The sequence below is a fragment of the Rhodococcus sp. EPR-147 genome (assembly GCF_001647185.1).
GTDB lineage: Bacteria > Actinomycetota > Actinomycetes > Mycobacteriales > Mycobacteriaceae > Rhodococcoides.
The window spans coordinates 13,940-32,338 of sequence record NZ_LVCU01000387.1 but is presented as its reverse complement, the minus strand read 5'-3'; the positions used below and the strand labels follow the sequence as shown (position 1 = coordinate 32,338).

Sequence of the window (18,399 nt, the reverse complement as noted above, 5' to 3'; positions counted from 1 at the left end):
GGTGGTCGTCACCCGGCACAACGTTTCTCAGCTCGACGACTTCAAGGCCTTGGCCGACAAATACGCTGCAACACTGCGCATCACGCGGCTTCGGCCGTCGGGACGTGGCGCGGATGTCTGGGACGATCTGCATCCGACGGCGGGGCAGCAGCGAGAGCTCTACAACTGGCTCGTCGCGAACGGTGAGGGAGTGTTGACCGGTGATTCGTTCTTCCACCTGTCGGCGTTCGGTGATGCTCTGCCCGGACTCAACCTGTGCGGTGCCGGGCGTGTGGTGTGTCTGATCGACCCGATCGGCGACGTGTACGCATGCCCGTTCGCCATCCACGAGAACTTCCTCGCCGGCAACATCGTGCGAGACGCCAAAGCCGGCATGGGCGGGTTCCAAACCGTCTGGCAGACTTCGGAATTGTTCCAGGAGTTGAGGTCTCCGCAGACCTCGGGTGCGTGCACCAAGTGTGCTCATTTCGATGCGTGCCGCGGTGGCTGCATGGCGGCGAAATTCTTCACGGGCCTGCCCATGGACGGTCCTGATCCCGAATGCGTCATCGGTAACGGCGAAATGGCGTTGGCGGCGGCGGGGGAGATCCCCAAGTCCAGCGTCGATCATTCCCGTACCGGGCAGCGCAAGACCCCACGAAAGTCGGTGCCGCTGACGCTGATGATGCGTCCCCCGGCGAAGATCTGCGACGAGAACCCGCTCGCAGGAATGGAACAGGAACACTGATGGCCAAGAGTGCGTGGTTCGAGACCGTTGCCGAAGCGCAGCGACGAGCGAAGAAACGTCTACCGAAGTCCGTGTACGCCGCACTCGTGGCGGGGTCCGAACGCGGGTTGACGATCGACGACAACATGGCAGCATTCGGCGAACTGGGGTTCGCCCCGCACGTTGCCGGTCTGTCCGACAAGCGGGACTTGTCGACGACGGTGATGGGGCAACCCCTGTCGTTCCCGGTGATGATCTCCCCGACGGGTGTCCAGGCGGTGCATCCCGACGGTGAGGTCGCCGTCGCGAGAGCTGCTGCAGCGCGGGGCATTGCGATCGGATTGTCCTCGTTCGCCAGCAAGTCCGTCGAGGAGGTCGCTGCGGCGAATCCGCAGACGTTCTTCCAGATGTACTGGGTGGGCTCGCGCGAGATCCTGCTGCAGCGGATGGAGCGGGCACGCGCCGCGGGAGCCGTCGGATTGATCATGACCCTGGACTGGTCGTTCTCCAACGGCCGCGATTGGGGCAGCCCGTCGATTCCGGAGAAGATGGACCTCAAGGCAATGGTGCAATTCGCTCCCGAGGGCATCATGCGACCGAAGTGGTTGTGGGAGTTCGCCAAGACCGGCAAGATTCCCGACCTGACGACGCCGAATCTGACGCCACCCACCGGTGGTCCTGCGCCGACGTTCTTCGGAGCGTACGGCGAATGGATGGGCACCCCGTTGCCGACGTGGGAGGACGTGGCGTGGCTGCGTGAGCAATGGGGTGGGCCGTTCATGCTAAAGGGAGTGATGCGGGTCGACGACGCCAAACGAGCCGTCGACGCGGGCGTGACCGCTATTTCCGTCTCCAATCACGGCGGCAACAATCTCGACGGCACCCCGGCTCCGATCCGGGCGTTGCCTGCGATCGCCGAAGCCGTGGGCGATCAGATCGAGATCACCCTCGACGGCGGAATCCGACGGGGCAGCGACGTGGTGAAAGCACTCGCACTCGGTGCGCGTGCGGTGCTCATCGGCCGGGCGTACCTGTGGGGTCTGTCGGCCGGCGGTCAGGCAGGCGTGGAGAACGTCCTCGACATTCTGCGCGGCGGAGTCGATTCCGCCGTCCTCGGGCTCGGACACACCTCGGTACACGATCTCTCGCCGTCGGATGTGGTGATGCCGCCCGGGTTCGACCGGAAGCTCGGCGTCTGAGCACCAGCGTGTGGTTCGAGACCGTTGCCGAAGCGCAGCGGCGAGCACGGAAGCGCCTCCCGACGTCGGTGTACTCGGCGCTGGTAGCAGGTTCCGAACGTGGTCTGACCGCGGCGGACAACACCGCCGCGTTCGCCCAACTCGGGTTCGCCCCACACGTGGCAGGATTGTCGGACACCCGAGAGTTGTCGACGACACTGATGGGGCAACCGCTGGCGTTCCCGGCGATGATCTCCCCGACGGGTGTGCAGGCGTTACACCCGGACGGTGAGGTCGCCGTCGCCAGAGCTGCTGCGGCGCGGGGGATTTCGATGGGGTTGTCGTTGTTCGCGAGCAAACCGATCGAAGAGGTCGTGGCCGCGAACCCGCAGACGTTCTTTCAGCTGCACTGGGCCGGTTCACGAGAGTTGTTGCAGCACATGCTTCAGCGTGCACGTGATGCAGGCGCGGTCGGGCTGATTCTGACAATGGACTGGTCGTTCTCGGAGGGCCGTGACTGGGGTAGCCCGGTGATTCCCGAACGCCTCGATCCGAGGGCGATGATCCGGTTCGCGCCGCAAGCGCTGTGTCGGCCACGGTGGCTGACGCAGTGGGCGCGGTCGGGCGTATTCCCTGATCTGACTGCTCCGAACCTCGCGCCGCCCGGTGGGCGTGCGCCGACGTTCTTCGCTGCGTATCGAGAGTGGAAGGCGACCCCGCTGCCCACGTGGGATGACATCGCGTGGTTGCGTGAGCAGTGGGACGGGCCGTTCATGCTCAAGGGCATCTCGCGAGTCGACGACGCACTGCGGGCCGTGGACGCAGGCGTGACCGCGGTTTCGGTGTCCAATCACGGCGGTAACAATCTCGACGGTTCCCCGGCGTCGATCCGGGTGCTGCCGTCCATCGCCGAGGCGGTGGGCGATCAGGTCGAGATCACCCTCGACGGTGGTGTGCGTCGGGGAAGTGACGTGGCGAAGGCACTCGCGCTCGGTGCGCGGGCAGTGCTGATCGGACGCGCATACCTGTGGGGTCTAGCGGCTGATGGTCAGGCCGGCGTGGAGAACGTGCTCGACATCCTGCGCGGCGGCCTGGACTCCGCGGTCCTCGGTCTCGGCCACGCGTCGGTCCACGAACTGTCACCGTCGGATGTCCTCGTGCCGCCTGACTTCACGCCGTCGAATCAGCTCCCCGGTCTGGGATAACCGACGCCGATCGGAGTCCGGGATCCAGAACCGAGGAGCCGATTCGACGCGGCCGGCCGCCATGGAAAGGCGAATCGACAGTCACCATTCGGACAGGTGAGTGTGGCCGTCCTGTAGTGCGCGAGCGAACAGGGCGGCCTTCGTCGGCGCGTTGCGTCCCACCGCCGCGTATTTCTGCCGGATGCGGGTGATGTGGGTGTTGATCGTGCCCACCGCGATGTAGACGCACCGAGCTGCGACCGTTTTCGAGTCGGAGGCGAACCAGGCGAGCATGACCTCGATCTCGCGGGCGCTCAACGCAGGCTTGCGGTGGCGAGCTTCGAGCGGTGTCGGGACTGCACCGGGTCCCCGCTGTGCCGGCCTCCGGAACGGGTGATGCACTGCCGATGCCAGCGTTTGTTCGAGCACGAGAATTTCCCCCCTGGAGTGTCCACTTGCCCCGACCACACCGTCCATCGTCGACTGGACTTCGTCGCAGATCCAGCTGAACGGGCATGTCCGTACAAGGTCAATACGGACGTCCACGGACTCCGTACGAGCGTCATTCAAACGCATCAATTTGCTGTTCGTGCAGCTCAGCGTGACGCGCGAGTGCCTCTATCGAGGTTTTCCCGGTTCTATAGTTCTCGCTCATGACCATCGACCGTCCGGATCCTTCGTCGATCACGGACCGCACGGAATTCGCGGCAGCATTGCGTGCGATCCGGACCGAGGCGGGTGCCACGGTCCGGGAGATCGTCGAGCGTTCCGGTGGCTTGCACGGCACCATCAGTGGCTGGTTCTCCGGACATCACGTCCCGACCAAAGCCAGCGCCGAGATGTTCGCCGCCGTACTGATCGCATGCGGCGTAGCCGACGAGGACGAGCGCGCCCTGTGGTGGGACGCGGTGTCGAGGGTGCGGTCGATCCCGGGCAGGCGGACCGTCGATCCGGTGAAGGGCGACCCTCCGTACAAGGGTCTCGAGGCGTTCGAGCCGGCCGATGCGGAGTGGTTCTTCGGCCGTGACGACGTGATCGAGCGTCTGAGCACGCGCGTCCGGGAAGCCCTCGGCTCCGGTGGAGGCATCGTCTTCGTCGTCGGTGCTTCGGGCTCCGGCAAGTCCTCGCTCCTGCGTGCCGGGCTGGCATCGAGATTCCCCGGTTCGAAAGTCCATTCCGGCGTCGGCGATATTCGTGCCTTCCCCGAGCGAGCCGAATCCTTTGCGCCGGGATCGGTTCTCGTCCTCGATCAGGCCGAGGAGTTGTGGACACTGGCGACACCGATCGAGCGCGAGAACTTTCTGCGTGCGGCAGCGGCGTTGCCGAGCGCGGGGTCGGTTCTCGTGGTCGGACTGCGGGCCGATTTCTACCAGAACGCCGTGTCCGAGGACGCGCTGCTTGCCGGCCTGTCCGACAACCCGGTGGTTGTCGGGCGTCTCACCGAGTCACAACTGCGGGAGGTCATCGTGTCGCCTGCCGCGAAGGCGGGTCTCTCCGTCGAGGCCGCCCTCGTGCAGGTCTTGGTCGGCGAATTGGGTCCACGCGGATCGCAGTTCGCCCACGACTCCGGCGCTTTGCCACTGCTGTCCCATGCCCTGCTCACCACGTGGCAGGTGTCGAGCGGCAGAACGTTGACTGTCTCGGACTATCTCGCAACCGGCGGGATCGGCGGTGCCGTGGGGCAGAGCGCCGAAGAAGTGTTCTCGGCCTTGACCGCCGAACAGCAGCGCGAGACACGGCGCATCTTCATGCGGTTGATCAATCTCGACGACGAGGTCGTCACTCGTCGCCGAGTCGATCGTGTGGAGCTGTTCAACGGAGACGAGAACGCGGACGCGGTCACCGACGTCGACATCGTCGTCGAACGGTTTGCCGCACGCAGACTGCTGACTGTCGGAGAAGAGACCGTCCAGATCACCCACGAGGCGTTGCTGACGGCGTGGCAGCGGCTGCGCGAGTGGCTCGACGACGATCGTCAGTGGCTCGTCGAGCACCGTCGACTCACCCAGGCCGCAGAACTGTGGGAGAACAACGATCGCGACGACGGTTCGTTGCTGCCGGAATCGAGGTTGGCGCTGGTGCAGGAATCTCTCGGTCCGGTACGTCGGCGAGATCTCAACTCGGTCGAGAGACGGTATCTCGACGCGAGTGCGAACCGAATCGAGCAACAGAACCGCAGCGACCGACGTCGGCGACGCACCCTCGAAACGCTCGTCACTGCACTCGCGCTTCTGACCGTACTGGCTGTGACACTGGCAGTGACCGCGTTCGTTGCTCGGTCGGACGCGAACAACCGACGGGTCGAGGCCGAGCGCGCGGAGGCAGAGGCTGTCTCACGTCAGATCGCCGGTGTCGCACAGCAATTGAGGAGTCAAGATCCCGGGCTGGCGGCATATTTCGCGTTGGCGTCGTACGAGGTGGACCGCACGACGGAGGCGCGGTCGTCGCTACTCGATTCATCTGCGATCCACACTCCTGTGCGGCTGCTCGGAGTGGAGGGTCAGGCGGTGACCGCGGTCGACCCGCGCGGAAACATCGTGGCGACAGCCGGTTCCGACGGACACGTGCGGATGTGGTCGCTCGCAGACGGGCACGCGAAGCTCGGTGAAATCGTCTCGCGTGACCCACCGGTGCTGGCGTTCCATCCGCAGGGTGGAATGCTCGCTGCGGGAGGGTTCCGCGGCGTCGAACTGTGGGATGTCGTAGACCCGGCGGTACCGATAATGTTGTCGCGCACAGACACAACCGGCGTTCGTAGCCTGTCGTTCTCTCCTGACGGTCGGTTACTGCTCGTCGGCACCCAGGACGAGTCGTTGCCTCTTCTCGATGTCTCCGAGCCGGCCCGGCCCCGCATGCTGGGTGAGATTGCTCAACCTGGTTCGCCGACAGCGACCGAGTTCAGTCCTGACGGCCGCTTCCTCGTGACGGTCGGTGCCGGGCGCGCGATGCGGGTGTGGGACGCGCAACGACTTCCCGGTTCGACTGCACCACAGACTGTTCCACTGCTCGGGCTTTCCTCGGACGGCTCCACCTATACCGCACAGCAGCTGGCCTTTTCTCCTGACGGAGCGACGTTGATCGCGGGGACCACCGGGCAGGAGGTTCTGCGGTGGGCCGTCGATGCAGCCGGCCGGCTCACCCCATTGCCTCCATTGACCGGCTTCACCAGCTACGTCAACGATGTGGCGTTCAGCAGCGACGGGACTCGGATTGCTGCGGCGAGTTCGGACAATTCCTCGCGAGTGTGGGACGCGGCCTCGGGCACGCTGAATCTGACGCTTCCCGGTCCGATCCAGGTGAGTTCGCTGGCATTTTCACCCGATGGCTTGTCGATCGTGACTGCGAGTGGTGATGGCGTCACCCGAATCTGGCCGATTCTCGGACCGGCGCTACCCGATGCCGGTGACACCGTCTGGCAGACCCCCACCGACGAGTCCGGTACCCGATTGCTCGCAGGTGCCGGTCGCCGTGCTCCCGGCTCGATCCTCTGGGACGTCTCCGATGTGGAGCATCCGGTGGCGTCGCCGCCGTTGGTGATCGAGGACGGCGTCGAGCAGACCGGTGCGGTGGCCCTCACGGCCGACGGCACCCTGGCTGCTGTCGGCACGACCACAGGGGGGTTCCGACTCTGGGACACCAGCGATCTCGCCGATCCGGTCGCCCTCGGTGGCATTCGGCAGGCAGCCGCCAGTTTGACTGCGGCGATGGCGTTCGACCGGTCGGGAACCCTGCTTGTTGTGGCCGGCCAGAGCTCGAACGACGTGTCGCTGTGGTCGTTGACGGATCCTTCTGCTCCGCGCGCGTTGTCCACCCTGGACGCGGGAAACTATCCGGCGGGACTGGCGCTGTCTCCGGACGGGAAAGTACTTGCCATCGCCAGTGTCGGTGGCGTGGTCGAGCTGTGGGACATCGGCGATCCTACCGATCCGGACCGAACGGGCACACTCGGAGATTTCGGGAGTGCCGTCCAGGCCGTGGTCATCTCACCGGACGGGCGGACTCTGGCCGCGGGAAGTGCGGATCGCTCGATTCGACTGTGGGACATAGAGAATTCATCCGCACCACAGCATCGGAGTCGCATCGTGGGGCCGTCCAGTCCGATCTACTCGCTCAGATTCGATCGGTCCGGCACCCGCTTGGCCGCGGGTGACGGGGGATCGACGCTCTGGGTGTGGACTGTGGCGAACCGTTCCGCACTGGAGCAGTACGCAGCCCTCACCGCGTACGGCCAGCGTGTCTACGATGCGGTCTTCGTCGGCGACGGTGGGGTGCTGTACGGCGGTGGTACTGCCCGCGACCTCCGCATGTGGCGGACCGAGCCGGACGAGGTCCGCAGTCGCCTGTGCGAATCCGGGGGCTCGGTTGTCACCGAAGCCGAATGGGCCCGCTATCTGCCCGGGGTGCCGTATCGGCAGTTGTGCGAGACCTGATCGACCGCGGAGCCAGGGCTAAGGATCAGGGATCGGTCGGCTGAAACCCTCCAGCATCCCGGTGTAGCGCTTGGGCGGCGGAGCGGCGAATTCGCCCCTCTTTCCGGTACCCAGTCCCAGCGAGATCAGTGACTGCACGAACAGTGTTCCCGCAGCGACGCCGTCGACCACCGGTACGCCGATCTCGGCCGAAATGTGTTGGCACAGATCGGCCATCCCCGCACATCCGAGGACCACGGCATCGCTACCGTCCGTCTCCACGGCGATGCGGCACGCCTCGGTGACGATCTTGCGGGCGTCGGGGTCCGTCTCGAGATCGAGGACCGGCAGGTCGCACGCGTGGATACCGAGGCAGTGGCGTCCGAAGCCGTAGTGGTTCGCCAAATCCTGGGCACGCCCGACGGTGCGTCCGAGTGTGGTGACGACGCTGAATCCTCGGCCCAGGAAGCTCGCGGCGTGCATGGCCGCCTCGGCGATACCGATGACCGGCCCGGCCGCGAGCTCGCGAGCCGCGTCCATGCCGGGATCGCCGAAGCAGGCGATGACGTAGCCGTCGACCCCTGCGGCCTCGCCGCTGGCGATCTCGGCGAGAATTCCTGGGACGCTGAGGGCTTCGTCGACATGGCTCTCGATCGAGACGGGCCCCATCGAGGGGCTGACCGCGTCGACGACCGTGCCCGGGCCGACCACGGCCCGGGCACAGTCACCGATCGTTGCGGTCATCGAACTGGTGGTGTTCGGATTGATGACCTTGATGAGCACGGAAGAGATCCTATGCTTTCGCTGGAACGTCGAAGTTGGTGACAGCCAGCTTGGTTCGCGTCGCAAGGAAGTAGTACGAGGCGAATCCGATGCCGCAGCCGATGAACCAGCTGTACTTCGACGCCGTGGACATACCGGCGATCTCCAGGCCGTCGACGGCTCCGTTGAACAGCACGGTGAACATCGCCACCGCTGCGCCCGCGACGGTCGCGTACACCGCCGCCGGGTTGTAGCCCTTCGAGTACCAGTACAGGCCGGTCTTGGACATCGAGAAGAGTTCGTCGACCGCCACGTGCTGCTTACGGATCAGGTAGTAGTCGGCGATCAGGATTCCGAACAGAGGCCCGATGAACGCGCCGAGGGTCTCGAGCGTCAGGTGGATGACCTCGGGATTGTTGTACAGGTTCCACGGGGTGATCAATACCGAACCGACTGCGGCGATCATGCCACCGGCGCGCCAGCTGATGCGTTGCGGGCTGACGTTGGAGAAGTCGAACGCCGGAGCGATGAAGTTGGCGACGATGTTGATGCCGACCGTCGCAATGGCGAAGGTGAGGGCACCGAGGACGATGGCGAAGGTGCTGTCGATACGGGCGACCGTCTCGACAGGGTCGGTGATCAGCTCGCCGAACACCGGCAGAGTCAGCGAGGCGGTGACGACAACGAGGATGGAGAACACCAGGAAGTTGACCGGCAGACCGAGGAAGTTGCCCTTCTTGACGGCAGCGTAGGACTTTCCGTATCGAGAGAAGTCACCGAAGTTGAGCATCGGGCCGGAGAAGTACGAGACGACGAGCGCAATGGCTCCCAGCATGACGGGAACGGCGCTGAAGCCGGTGTACTCGACATCGCCGAGGGTGAGATCGATTGCGCCCCAGCCGGCTTTCCAGATCAGGTAGCCGCACAGCATGAACATGACGACGTAGACGGCAGGGCCGCAGAAGTCGATGAACTTGCGGATCGACTCCATCCCGCGCCAGAACACCGCAGCCTGGACAACCCAGAGGAACAGGAAGCTCGCCCAACCGAGCAGCGACAGTCCGGCGAAACCGTAGTCCGCGGTGACGGCGTACGGAGCCAGAGACGGGAACAGCTTGATCAGCACGATGTCGAGGGCAGCCGATGCCAAGAATGTCTGGATGCCGTACCAGGCCACCGCGATCAGGCCACGGATGATCGCCGGGATGTTGGCACCGAGCACTCCGAACACGCTACGACAGATGACCGGATACGGAACCCCCGTCACCTGGCTCGGCTTGGCGACCAGATTGCAGAAGAAGTAGACGATCGTGATGCCGACGAGCAACGCGATCAGCACCTGCCAACTGGCCAGCCCGAGCGCGAACAGGCTGCCCGCCGTCACGTAACCGCCGACCGAGTGCACGTCCGACATCCAGAAGGCGAAGAGGTTGTACGAAGTCCACGTCTGCTTCTTCAGCGGAGCGAGATCCTCGTTGGTCAGCCGTGGGTCATAGGTGTCCTTGATCAGTCCACCACCGACGGGGTGGCCCGCGGCTTCCACGAGATCTCCCGTTTGAGCGGGACCGTGCGCTGTATCTGTCATCGATGCTCCTGACGGCATGGCGTATGAGACGAACGAAGGAGGTGAACGAGCGAATGAGGAAAAGTTAGCGGCGAAGTGTTGCGCACTCGTGACGAGAGCGATATATCTTTTCCGGTCGTTCCTGCCGGCTCCACTCCCGTATCTTTTCCGGTCGTTCCCGCAGTCTCTATTCCGACGACGGATCGGCGAACAATCCGTGATCGTTCGACAGCGTCGAAATGACCGAATTGAGACGCGTGTGGTGATGCTGCGCGGCGCGCAGCAAGCCCGCGGAATCGCCGGCCAGAAATGCCGCGAGCATTTCGGCGTGATCGCTGTGCAGCGACGCCCTGTCCGACCCGGCGACATGCACCATGGGTTGCACGGGTTCGGTGATGTTCCAGGCGGATTCGAGCATGTGCAGCAATCGTTGCATGCGGGACGGACGGGTCAGGGACAGGTGGAACTCACGCGAGAGGCGGTGGTATTCTCGCGAGTCGTCCTGGGCCAGCGAGGCCTCGAGTTGACGATTGATCTCGACGATATGGGCCCGGTCGGCCTCGGTGGCGAGCCCGACTGCGGACGGTAGTGCAGCCGTCTCCAATACCTCTCGAACAATGTACATTTCGCGAAGTTCGGCTGCGGTCAACTGCGCAACCGTGTAGCCCAGATTCGGTCGATGATCGACCAGTCCCTCGCCGATGAGTGTCTTGAGGGATTCGCGCACCGGAATTCTGCTCACCCCGAAGAGTTCCGCTACTTCATTGAGTGGAATCGGCGTATTCGGCGGCGCATCGCCGGCCAGAATGACTCGGCGTAACTCTTGCAGAATTGTCGGTTGCGGGCCGCCGGGTGCCGATATCGACAATTGCGAGAGCAATACGGATCGGCGACGGGGTGGCACGAATCGAAGATTATCGTCGCAGTGTTTCGGCGGCGTGACGTCCTCGTTCCATCCGATAGCATCTGCACTCATGGCCACGGACCCCCTCGGTACGCAGTACTGGCCGGACCTGGACGGGTCTCGCACCCTGGTGGTGCCGGTCGGCTCGATCGAGCAGCACGGTCCGCACCTCCCGCTCGATACCGACACTCGTATCGCAACCGCCGTGGCGCACACCATCGAGGATGCTCTCGTGGCCCCCGCGATCGCGTACGGAGCCAGTGGCGAGCACGAGGGATTTCCTGGCACCGTCTCGATCGGGGCCGTAGCGCTCGAATCGGTTCTGGTGGAGTACGGACGTTCTGCATGCCGCTGGGCCGAGCGAGTGGTGTTCGTCAACGGACACGGAGGCAACGGCCCCACCGTGCGCTCTGCCGTACTGCTGCTGCGCTACGAGGGCCGCGACGTCGTGTGGTTTCCGTGCGCGATACCGGGAGCGGATGCTCACGCCGGGCGCACCGAAACGTCGTTGCTGCTGCACCTTTCGCCCGAGGTGGTGAACATGAGCAAGGCCGAGGTGGGCAATGTCGCCGACATCGCCGACCTGTTGCCTGCGCTTCGCGTCGACGGCATGGCACCGATCACTGCGAACGGGGTGCTCGGTGATCCCACCGGGGCCGATCCGGAGGAGGGGCGTCGGATGTTCGAGCAGCTCTGCACCCGCGCCGGCGACGCTGTGCAGAGATGGAGTCCCTCCGAGCACGGAGTGATCACATGAACGAGCTCGATGGAATGCCTGCTGAGGGGCCGTCCGACGATTCCGGAAAAACGGGGCATGGGTATGTTCCGTCCGATTTCACGGGTGGCCGACACTTCGGCGTCTCGTCCGCTTACGATCTCCTGATGGGTGAAGGTCGGTTGCCTGACGGCTTCGGGGTGCGAGTCGATCCACGCGTACGCACATTCTCCGAAGGACGAGTCCTGATCGGTGGTTCACCGACACGCATGCTCAAGCTCGCACCGACGGCAGCGGCGATGATCGGTGACGGTTTCATCGAAGTGACCGACTCGCAGTCCGCTCTCGTCGCTCGCAAACTGCTCGACTCGGGTGTCGGGAACCCGCGCCCGATGTCGATTCCGTCGCCGAGCGACGTCACCGTGGTCGTACCGCTCAAGAACAACGAGGCCGGGTTGGAGCGCTTGATCGCAGCACTCCACGGTCTGCACGTCATCATCGTCGACGACGGGTCGGACGTTCCGGTCGCAGTGCCGCGGGTCTCGTGGAGTGTGGGCAGCGTGACGGTGCTCCGACACGAGCACTCGCGCGGACCCGCTGCGGCGCGAAACACGGGATTGCGATGTGCAACAACTGATTTCGTGGCTTTCCTGGACTCGGACGTGGTTCCGCGCAAGGGATGGCTCGAGGTGATGCTGGGGCACTTCTCGGATCCGGCCGTGGCGCTGGTGGCACCCCGAATCGTCGCGCTGGAGCCCGAGGGCAGCGCCCTGGCCAGGTACGAACACGCGCGCTCGTCCCTCGACCTCGGTCGCAGGGAAGCAGCGGTACGCGCAGGCAGCTCGGTCTCCTACGTGCCCAGTGCGGCAATGCTGATTCGTCGGTCGGTGGCGATGGACTGCGAGGGATTCGACGAGTCGATGCACGTGGCCGAGGACGTGGACCTGTGCTGGCGGCTGCAGGAGGCGGGTTGGCGACTGCGCTACGAACCGGTCGCTCACGTCGCGCACGAGCATCGCGTCACCTTCGTCGAGTGGTTCGCACGTAAGCTGTTCTACGGGACCGGTGCCACACCGTTGTCGGCACGTCATCCGGGAATGGTGCCGCCCATCGCGATGTCGCCGTGGACGTTGGTCGCGTGTCTGCTCGCCGCGAGTCTGACGAGGATCGGACTCGTCGGTGCCGCCGCCACACTCGGTGTCACGATCGTTCGCCTGCGCAGGATGTTCGTCGGTCTGGATCAGCCCACGCGAATCGCGGCCATTCTCGCTGCCGAGGGTTTCGTGGCGGGGTTGTGGCAGTTGGCGTCGGCCCTGTGTCGACACTATTGGCCGATCACCCTGCTCGCCGTGCTGCTGTCGAGTCGTATTCGTAGAATAGCGCTGGGATTGGCTGTTGTAGAGGCGTTTTCGGATTGGTACAAGCATCGGGAACTCGGCGGCCTCGACCCGGTTCGGTATGCGTTCTACAAACGTGCCGATGATGTTGCGTACGGCGCAGGCCTGTGGCGCGGTGCACTGTCCGCGCGCAGCATCGACGCGCTCAAGCCCCGCCTGGACGGCTGACGCGGTGCGAGCCGGGCCCGCCCCGCAGACGGTGTGATCGGAATCGAGCACGCGGACGTCATCGTCGTGGGAGGCGGCTCCTGTGGCTGCGTCGTTGCGTCGAGGCTCAGTGAGAATCCGGATCGGTCGGTGCTGTTGCTCGAAACCGGGCCTGCGTTCTCCGGCGTCGCCGATGTTCCGGCGGCTTTGCTCGACGCGTCGACGCTTCCCATCGGCCCGGGGAGCGAATGGGTGGGGACCTACACGGCCGAACTCGCGGCGGATGTGTCTCGGACGATCGCTCGAGGCCGGGTGCTGGGGGGCTCCGGCGCGGTGAACGGCGGATACTTCGTCCGCGCCACGCCGGGCGACTTCGACGCGTGGCCGCAGTCGGTGTGGTCCTTCGATCAGGTGTTGCCGTTCTACATCGGCTCCGAAACCGATCTCGATGTCGGGGCGACCGGTCAGTGGCACGGTTCCTGCGGACCGATGCCGGTCTCGCGCACTCCCGCGCAGGTCCGACATCCCGTGACGGCGGCATTCGTGCAGGCCGCTACGAACGCGGGCTTTCTGTTCCACGAGGATCTGAACGCTCCCGACGCGGCCGTGGGGGGAGTGGGCGTCGTGCCCTCGAATATCCGTGACGGGGTCCGCGTAAGTGCTGCTCTGGCATATCTGTTGCCGGTTGTCGGAAGGAAGAACCTTCGGGTACAGGGGAATACGACGGTCGCGTCGTTGATATTCAAGGGAAGCAAGGTGGTCGGGGTCGAGATCATCGCCGACGGTGTACGCAGTGTCGTCGAGTCCGACACCGTTGTCGTCTCGGCCGGCGCGGTGCAGACACCCGCCCTGCTGCTTCGATCCGGCATAGGACCGGCGGAAAGTTCTGCTGCGCTGGGTGTTTCGGTCATCGCCGACAGTCCGGGAGTCGGCCAGGGTTTCAGTGACCATCCCGAGGTTGCCGTTCCCGTCGTCACGACGAACGAATTCCCGACGGCATCTCGTGCTCTGGAAGCGGTGCTGCATTCGGGCGACGTGGAGATCAGGCCGTACACCGGGAGATTCGACCGACTCATTTCCGGGCTCCCCGCAGGTCCGCACGTGTTCGGTGTCGGCCTCATGCGCTCGACGGCACGAGGGAGCATCGCGCTGCGCAGTACGGATCCGTTCGAGGCTCCGGACGTGCGCTACCGCTATCTCGAATCGGAGGGTGATCGGCAGGCGGTGCGAGGTGGCGTCGCACTGGCGCGAGATCTGATCGCATCGCCGTCCATGGCGTGCGTCGAGGTCCCTGCGGTCGACGACCCTCTCGCGGCACTGGGCACGTCGTTGCACCTGTCCGGTAGCGCCAGGATGGGACCCGAGTCGGATCCGGGGTCGGTGCTCGACGATCACTGCCGCGTGCGCGGAGTGGACGGAGTCTTCGTGATCGATACTTCGGCGTTCCCGATGGTGCCGAGCCGCGGCCCGCACGCGACGGCGATCATGTTGGCCGAACGCGCCGCTGCGTTGATGGGAGAGGAGCCGGCGGAACGACCGGTGGCTGTTGCAGACCACGGTGAGGGTGTGTAGGCGTAGCGTTCGTGGTCTGGGGACCGTTCAGGTTCCCCGATAGATGGGTTACTGCCATGTCGGACAAATCGCCCCGCAACACGATGACCAAGAAATCCGGCAAATCGCTCAAGGACAAGCGCGCAGACAAGCGGGCCAAATCCAGTGGTGACACCAGCAACGACATCATCACCACGGCCGTCAAGAAGAAGTAGGCACTCGGGGTCGGCGCAACCGGCCACGGCCGCGCGCGTCGGCCACGGCTGTATCCTTGCGTGTGAGCTGGGTTACAACGATGTGGACAGGTCACGGAGGAAGCGTCGAATGGCAAGCCGATCGGACAGTGGTGGCAACCCCTGGGTCGCAGTGCGCCCCGGCGAGGACGTCGCTGTGCTCGCGCGCCAGATGTCCAGTGCCCATCAATCTTTCGTCGACGATGTTCGCACCCACGGTTCGGCCGTCCGGTCGGTCGTTCTCGATTCGTGGATGCGCAGCCGAACCAAGGGTGTCGACCCGGACGGTGGTAACGACACTCCAGCGCTGACCGGTGCGGACCTCGAGCGCTACCGCAACGGACACCCGATGGCCATCATCCGTCCGGTGATTCGAAAGCTTCTGGTCGAGGACGCGTCCGACACCGGTTTGCTCGTTGCGATTTCCGATGCCGAGGGACGCCTGCTGTGGGTCGAGGGTGATTCTGCGGCCAAGGACCGAGCACTCGCGATGGACTTCGCCGAGGGGGTCGATTGGAGCGAGGAGAGCAAAGGTACCAACGCCCCGGGCACTGCGCTCGCGGTCGATCACAGCGTGCAGATCTTCGCATCCGAGCACTTCTCGCGGTCGGTGCACGAGTGGAGCTGCTCGGCGGCACCGGTGCACCACCCCACCAGTGGTCACATCCTGGGAGCCATCGATATCACCGGTGGCCCGCGGGTAGCGGTGCCCGAGGTGCTCTCGTTGGTACGCGCAACGGTCGCCGCTGCTGAATCCGAGCTGCGCCTGCATCTGATGAACTCGCCGAAATCATTGGGCGACACAGCTCCCCGGCTCGAGGTCCTGGGATCGGGACGGCCGGGAGTGGTGCGCGGATCCGGTCGGATACCGCTCTCGCAGCGGCACGCCGAAATTCTGCTTCTGCTCGGTGAGCATCCCGAAGGCCTGAGCTCCGACCACCTCGCCGTTCTGCTCGACGAGCAGGAACTCGACTCGGTCACCATTCGCGCCGAGATGTCGAGGCTGCGCAAGGCCTTCGGTACTGCAGGCCTGGCATCGCGGCCCTACCGGCTGGTCGGCGAGTTGTCCTCCGACGTCGGCGATATCCGACGAGCCCTGGATCGAGGCGACGTCGACGCTGCTCTGCGCATCTACTCGGGCCCGGTGCTTCCCGGGTCGTCCGCGCCGGGAATCGAGGAGATCCGCGAGGAACTGCGGTCTCGGATGCAGGCCGCATTGCTCCGACTCGGAGATCCAGTGCTGCTGGCGCAGTGGACCTCGTCCATCCACGGCCGCACGGACGTCATCGCATGGGAGGCGTACCGGGCCACGCTCAGCCGCGACTCCGCGCTCTACGGGCAGGTCAGTGCGCGTATCGACCTACTCGACCGCGATCTCGGCATCTGAGGAACCGGTCGCTCCAGGCCGTCCTCGGAATCGGCAACGTAGTTGCAACGTTGCAAGCCCTAGTGTCCTGAATCACACACCGCATCAACTGTGAAGCACGTGTCGATCAGGAGGATTTTCAATGTCCGTCTACGCCCGTCCAGGTACCGCCGATTCCGTCATGTCGTTCCAGTCGCGCTACGACAACTGGATCGGCGGCGAGTGGGTACCGCCGGTCAAGGGCCAGTACTTCGAGAACCCGACTCCCGTCACCGGTGAGAACTTCTGCGAGGTCGCCCGCTCCACGTCCGAGGACATCGAGCTCGCGCTCGACGCCGCACATGCCGCAGCCCCCGCATGGGGCAAGACCTCCGCGGCCGAGCGTGCCGTGATCCTGAACAAGATCGCCGACCGCATCGCCGACAACCTCGAGTCCATCGCGCTGGCGGAGTCCTGGGACAACGGCAAGCCGATCCGCGAAACACTGAACGCCGACATCCCGCTGGCCATCGATCACTTCCGATACTTCGCCGGCTGCATCCGCGCGCAGGAGGGATCGCTCTCCGAAATCGACAGCGACACAGTCGCTTACCACTTCCACGAGCCGCTCGGCGTCGTCGGGCAGATCATCCCGTGGAACTTCCCGATCCTCATGGCCGTGTGGAAGCTCGCCCCCGCCCTCGCCGCCGGTAACGCAGTGGTGCTCAAGCCCGCCGAGCAGACCCCCGCGTCGATCCTGCACCTGATCTCGATCATCGGCGACCTGCTGCCCGCGGGCGTGCTCAACATCGTCAACGGATTCGGCGTCGAGGCAGGCAAGCCGCTGGCTTCGAGCCCGCGTATCTCCAAGATCGCGTTCACCGGCGAGACCACCACCGGCCGCCTGATCATGCAGTACGCGTCGCAGAACTTGATCCCGGTGACACTCGAGCTCGGTGGCAAGAGCCCCAACGTCTTCTTCTCCGACGTGCTGCAGGCCAACGACGACTACCAGGACAAGGCGCTGGAGGGCTTCACGATGTTCGCCCTCAACCAGGGTGAAGTGTGCACCTGCCCGTCGCGCTCGCTGATCCAGGCCGACATCTTCGACGAGTTCCTCGCCCTCGCAGCCATCCGTACCAAGGCTGTGCGACAGGGAGATCCGCTCGACACCGAGACCATGATCGGCGCACAGGCCTCGAACGATCAGCTCCAGAAGATCCTGTCGTACATCGAGATCGGCAAGGGTGAAGGCGCACAGGTCGTCACCGGCGGCGAGCGCGCACAGCTGGGCGGCGACCTCAACGGCGGCTACTACATGCAGCCCACGATCTTCACCGGCAAGAACAACATGCGCATCTTCCAGGAGGAGATCTTCGGGCCGGTCGTCTCGGTCACGTCGTTCACCGACTACGACAACGCCATCGAGATCGCCAACGACACCCTGTACGGGCTCGGCGCAGGCGTCTGGTCGCGGGACGGCGGCATCGCCTACCGTGCCGGCCGCGATATCCAGGCCGGTCGCGTCTGGACCAACACGTATCACCAGTACCCCGCGCACGCGGCGTTCGGTGGCTACAAGCAGTCGGGTATCGGCCGTGAGAACCACAAGATGATGCTCGATCATTACCAGCAGACCAAGAACCTGTTGGTCAGCTACGCCCAGAAGGCACAGGGCTTCTTCTGATGAATGCCCCTCGGCCGCCTGCGCGGCTGAAGACCACCGTCGAGGCGATGGACCTGCTCCGTCGCCTCGGCGGTATCCACGGCGAACTGATGATGCATCAGTCCGGGGGATGCTGTGACGGGTCGTCGCCGATGTGTTATCCCGCCGGCGAATTCATCGTCGGCGACCGGGACGTTCTCCTGGGGTACATCGACCTCAGGCTCGGCGTCGGCGAGGTCCCACAGGACCTCCCGAGCGGGAGCGACGGTGTACCGGTGTGGATTTCGGGGTCTCAGTTCCAGGCGTGGAAGCACACGCAACTCGTGCTCGACGTGGTTCCCGGCCGCGGCGGTGGGTTCTCGCTCGAATCGCCCGAGGGAGTGCGCTTCCTCAGCCGCGGACGTGCGTACACCGCCGAGGAGAACGACATCCTCGCCGAGTACCCACCGCTCGTGGGTGTCGACTGGGAAGAAGGCCGACGGCCGGAGATCCCCGACGATCCGCTGGTGGTGGCCGAGGCCGTCGACGCATGTCCCGTTCCGGGGATGCTCCAGGGCTGAATGCCTGCGGCAGTGGCGCGGCTGAGAGCCCCAGGCGGCACTCAGCCGCACCACTGCGCGGAGCGCATACAGTGCGAA

General features: G+C 64.9%; 15 protein-coding genes. 11 read left to right on the top strand and 4 right to left on the bottom strand.

What is annotated here, in order from left to right:
* The 3 genes from mftC to mftD (A2J02_RS17240) all read left to right on the top strand — a co-directional run.
* Positions 1–727, top strand: a 727-nt coding sequence (gene mftC / locus A2J02_RS17250) for a mycofactocin radical SAM maturase (protein WP_068051505.1), incomplete at its 5' end; no start/stop codon positions are given.
* Complete coding sequence (gene mftD, locus A2J02_RS17245; protein WP_068051503.1) at positions 727–1,905, top strand: pre-mycofactocin synthase MftD; 1,179 nt, start codon at positions 727–729, stop codon at positions 1,903–1,905. The genes mftC and mftD (A2J02_RS17245), both read left to right, overlap by 1 nt.
* Entirely contained in the window at positions 1,902–3,089 is a 1,188-nt protein-coding gene (mftD, locus tag A2J02_RS17240) for a pre-mycofactocin synthase MftD (RefSeq protein WP_068051519.1), read from the top strand. Before mftD (A2J02_RS17245) ends, mftD (A2J02_RS17240) begins: the two co-directional genes overlap by 4 nt.
* An 81-nt stretch (positions 3,090–3,170) precedes the next feature.
* On the opposite strand, the gene A2J02_RS28775 is transcribed toward mftD (A2J02_RS17240), so the two are convergent.
* The gene (locus tag A2J02_RS28775; RefSeq protein ID WP_231911477.1) at positions 3,171–3,497 is read right to left on the bottom strand and encodes a LuxR family transcriptional regulator; all 327 of its coding nucleotides are present in this window, start codon (positions 3,495–3,497) and stop codon (positions 3,171–3,173) included.
* A 224-nt stretch (positions 3,498–3,721) separates the two neighbouring features.
* Here A2J02_RS28775 and A2J02_RS17230 point away from each other — a divergent pair, with 224 nt between their 5' ends.
* A complete protein-coding gene (locus A2J02_RS17230; RefSeq protein ID WP_068051501.1) occupies positions 3,722–7,498 on the top strand; it encodes an nSTAND1 domain-containing NTPase in 3,777 nt (1,258 codons plus the stop codon).
* Between the two features lie 18 nt (positions 7,499–7,516).
* Here A2J02_RS17230 and A2J02_RS17225 read toward each other — a convergent pair whose 3' ends face one another.
* The 3 genes from A2J02_RS17225 to A2J02_RS17215 form a co-directional block, all read right to left on the bottom strand.
* Positions 7,517–8,260, bottom strand: a complete 744-nt coding sequence (locus A2J02_RS17225) for an aspartate/glutamate racemase family protein (protein ID WP_068051500.1) — start codon at positions 8,258–8,260, stop codon at positions 7,517–7,519.
* A 10-nt stretch (positions 8,261–8,270) separates the two neighbouring features.
* On the bottom strand, positions 8,271–9,824 hold the full coding sequence (locus tag A2J02_RS17220; protein WP_068051515.1) for an NCS1 family nucleobase:cation symporter-1: 1,554 nt from the start codon (positions 9,822–9,824) through the stop codon (positions 8,271–8,273).
* Positions 9,825–9,990: 166 nt separating this feature from the next.
* Positions 9,991–10,707, bottom strand: a complete 717-nt coding sequence (locus A2J02_RS17215; RefSeq protein WP_068051513.1) for a GntR family transcriptional regulator — start codon at positions 10,705–10,707, stop codon at positions 9,991–9,993.
* A 70-nt stretch (positions 10,708–10,777) separates the two neighbouring features.
* On the opposite strand from A2J02_RS17215, the gene mftE reads away from it, so the two are divergent.
* From mftE to A2J02_RS17185, 7 genes are all read left to right on the top strand, one after another.
* Positions 10,778–11,464 carry a mycofactocin biosynthesis peptidyl-dipeptidase MftE gene (gene mftE / locus A2J02_RS17210; RefSeq protein WP_068051498.1) on the top strand — a complete coding sequence of 229 codons (687 nt, stop codon included), beginning with the start codon at positions 10,778–10,780 and terminating at the stop codon, positions 11,462–11,464.
* Positions 11,465–11,589: 125 nt separating this feature from the next.
* A complete protein-coding gene (gene mftF, locus A2J02_RS17205) occupies positions 11,590–12,987 on the top strand; it encodes a mycofactocin biosynthesis glycosyltransferase MftF (protein ID WP_068051511.1) in 1,398 nt (465 codons plus the stop codon).
* Positions 12,988–13,020: 33 nt separating this feature from the next.
* Positions 13,021–14,538 (top strand): mycofactocin dehydrogenase MftG, encoded by a 1,518-nt coding sequence (mftG, locus tag A2J02_RS17200; RefSeq protein ID WP_068051496.1) that lies wholly within the window; start codon positions 13,021–13,023, stop codon positions 14,536–14,538.
* Positions 14,539–14,594: 56 nt separating this feature from the next.
* Positions 14,595–14,732, top strand: a complete 138-nt coding sequence (locus A2J02_RS28320; RefSeq protein ID WP_176460347.1) for a hypothetical protein — start codon at positions 14,595–14,597, stop codon at positions 14,730–14,732.
* Between the two features lie 109 nt (positions 14,733–14,841).
* Complete coding sequence (locus A2J02_RS17195) at positions 14,842–16,137, top strand: transcriptional regulator (protein WP_068051494.1); 1,296 nt, start codon at positions 14,842–14,844, stop codon at positions 16,135–16,137.
* A gap of 121 nt (positions 16,138–16,258) precedes the next feature.
* A complete protein-coding gene (exaC, locus tag A2J02_RS17190; protein WP_068051492.1) occupies positions 16,259–17,782 on the top strand; it encodes an acetaldehyde dehydrogenase ExaC in 1,524 nt (507 codons plus the stop codon).
* A complete protein-coding gene (locus A2J02_RS17185) occupies positions 17,782–18,321 on the top strand; it encodes a DUF779 domain-containing protein (protein WP_068051490.1) in 540 nt (179 codons plus the stop codon). Before exaC ends, A2J02_RS17185 begins: the two co-directional genes overlap by 1 nt.
* Positions 18,322–18,399: the final 78 nt, after the last annotated feature.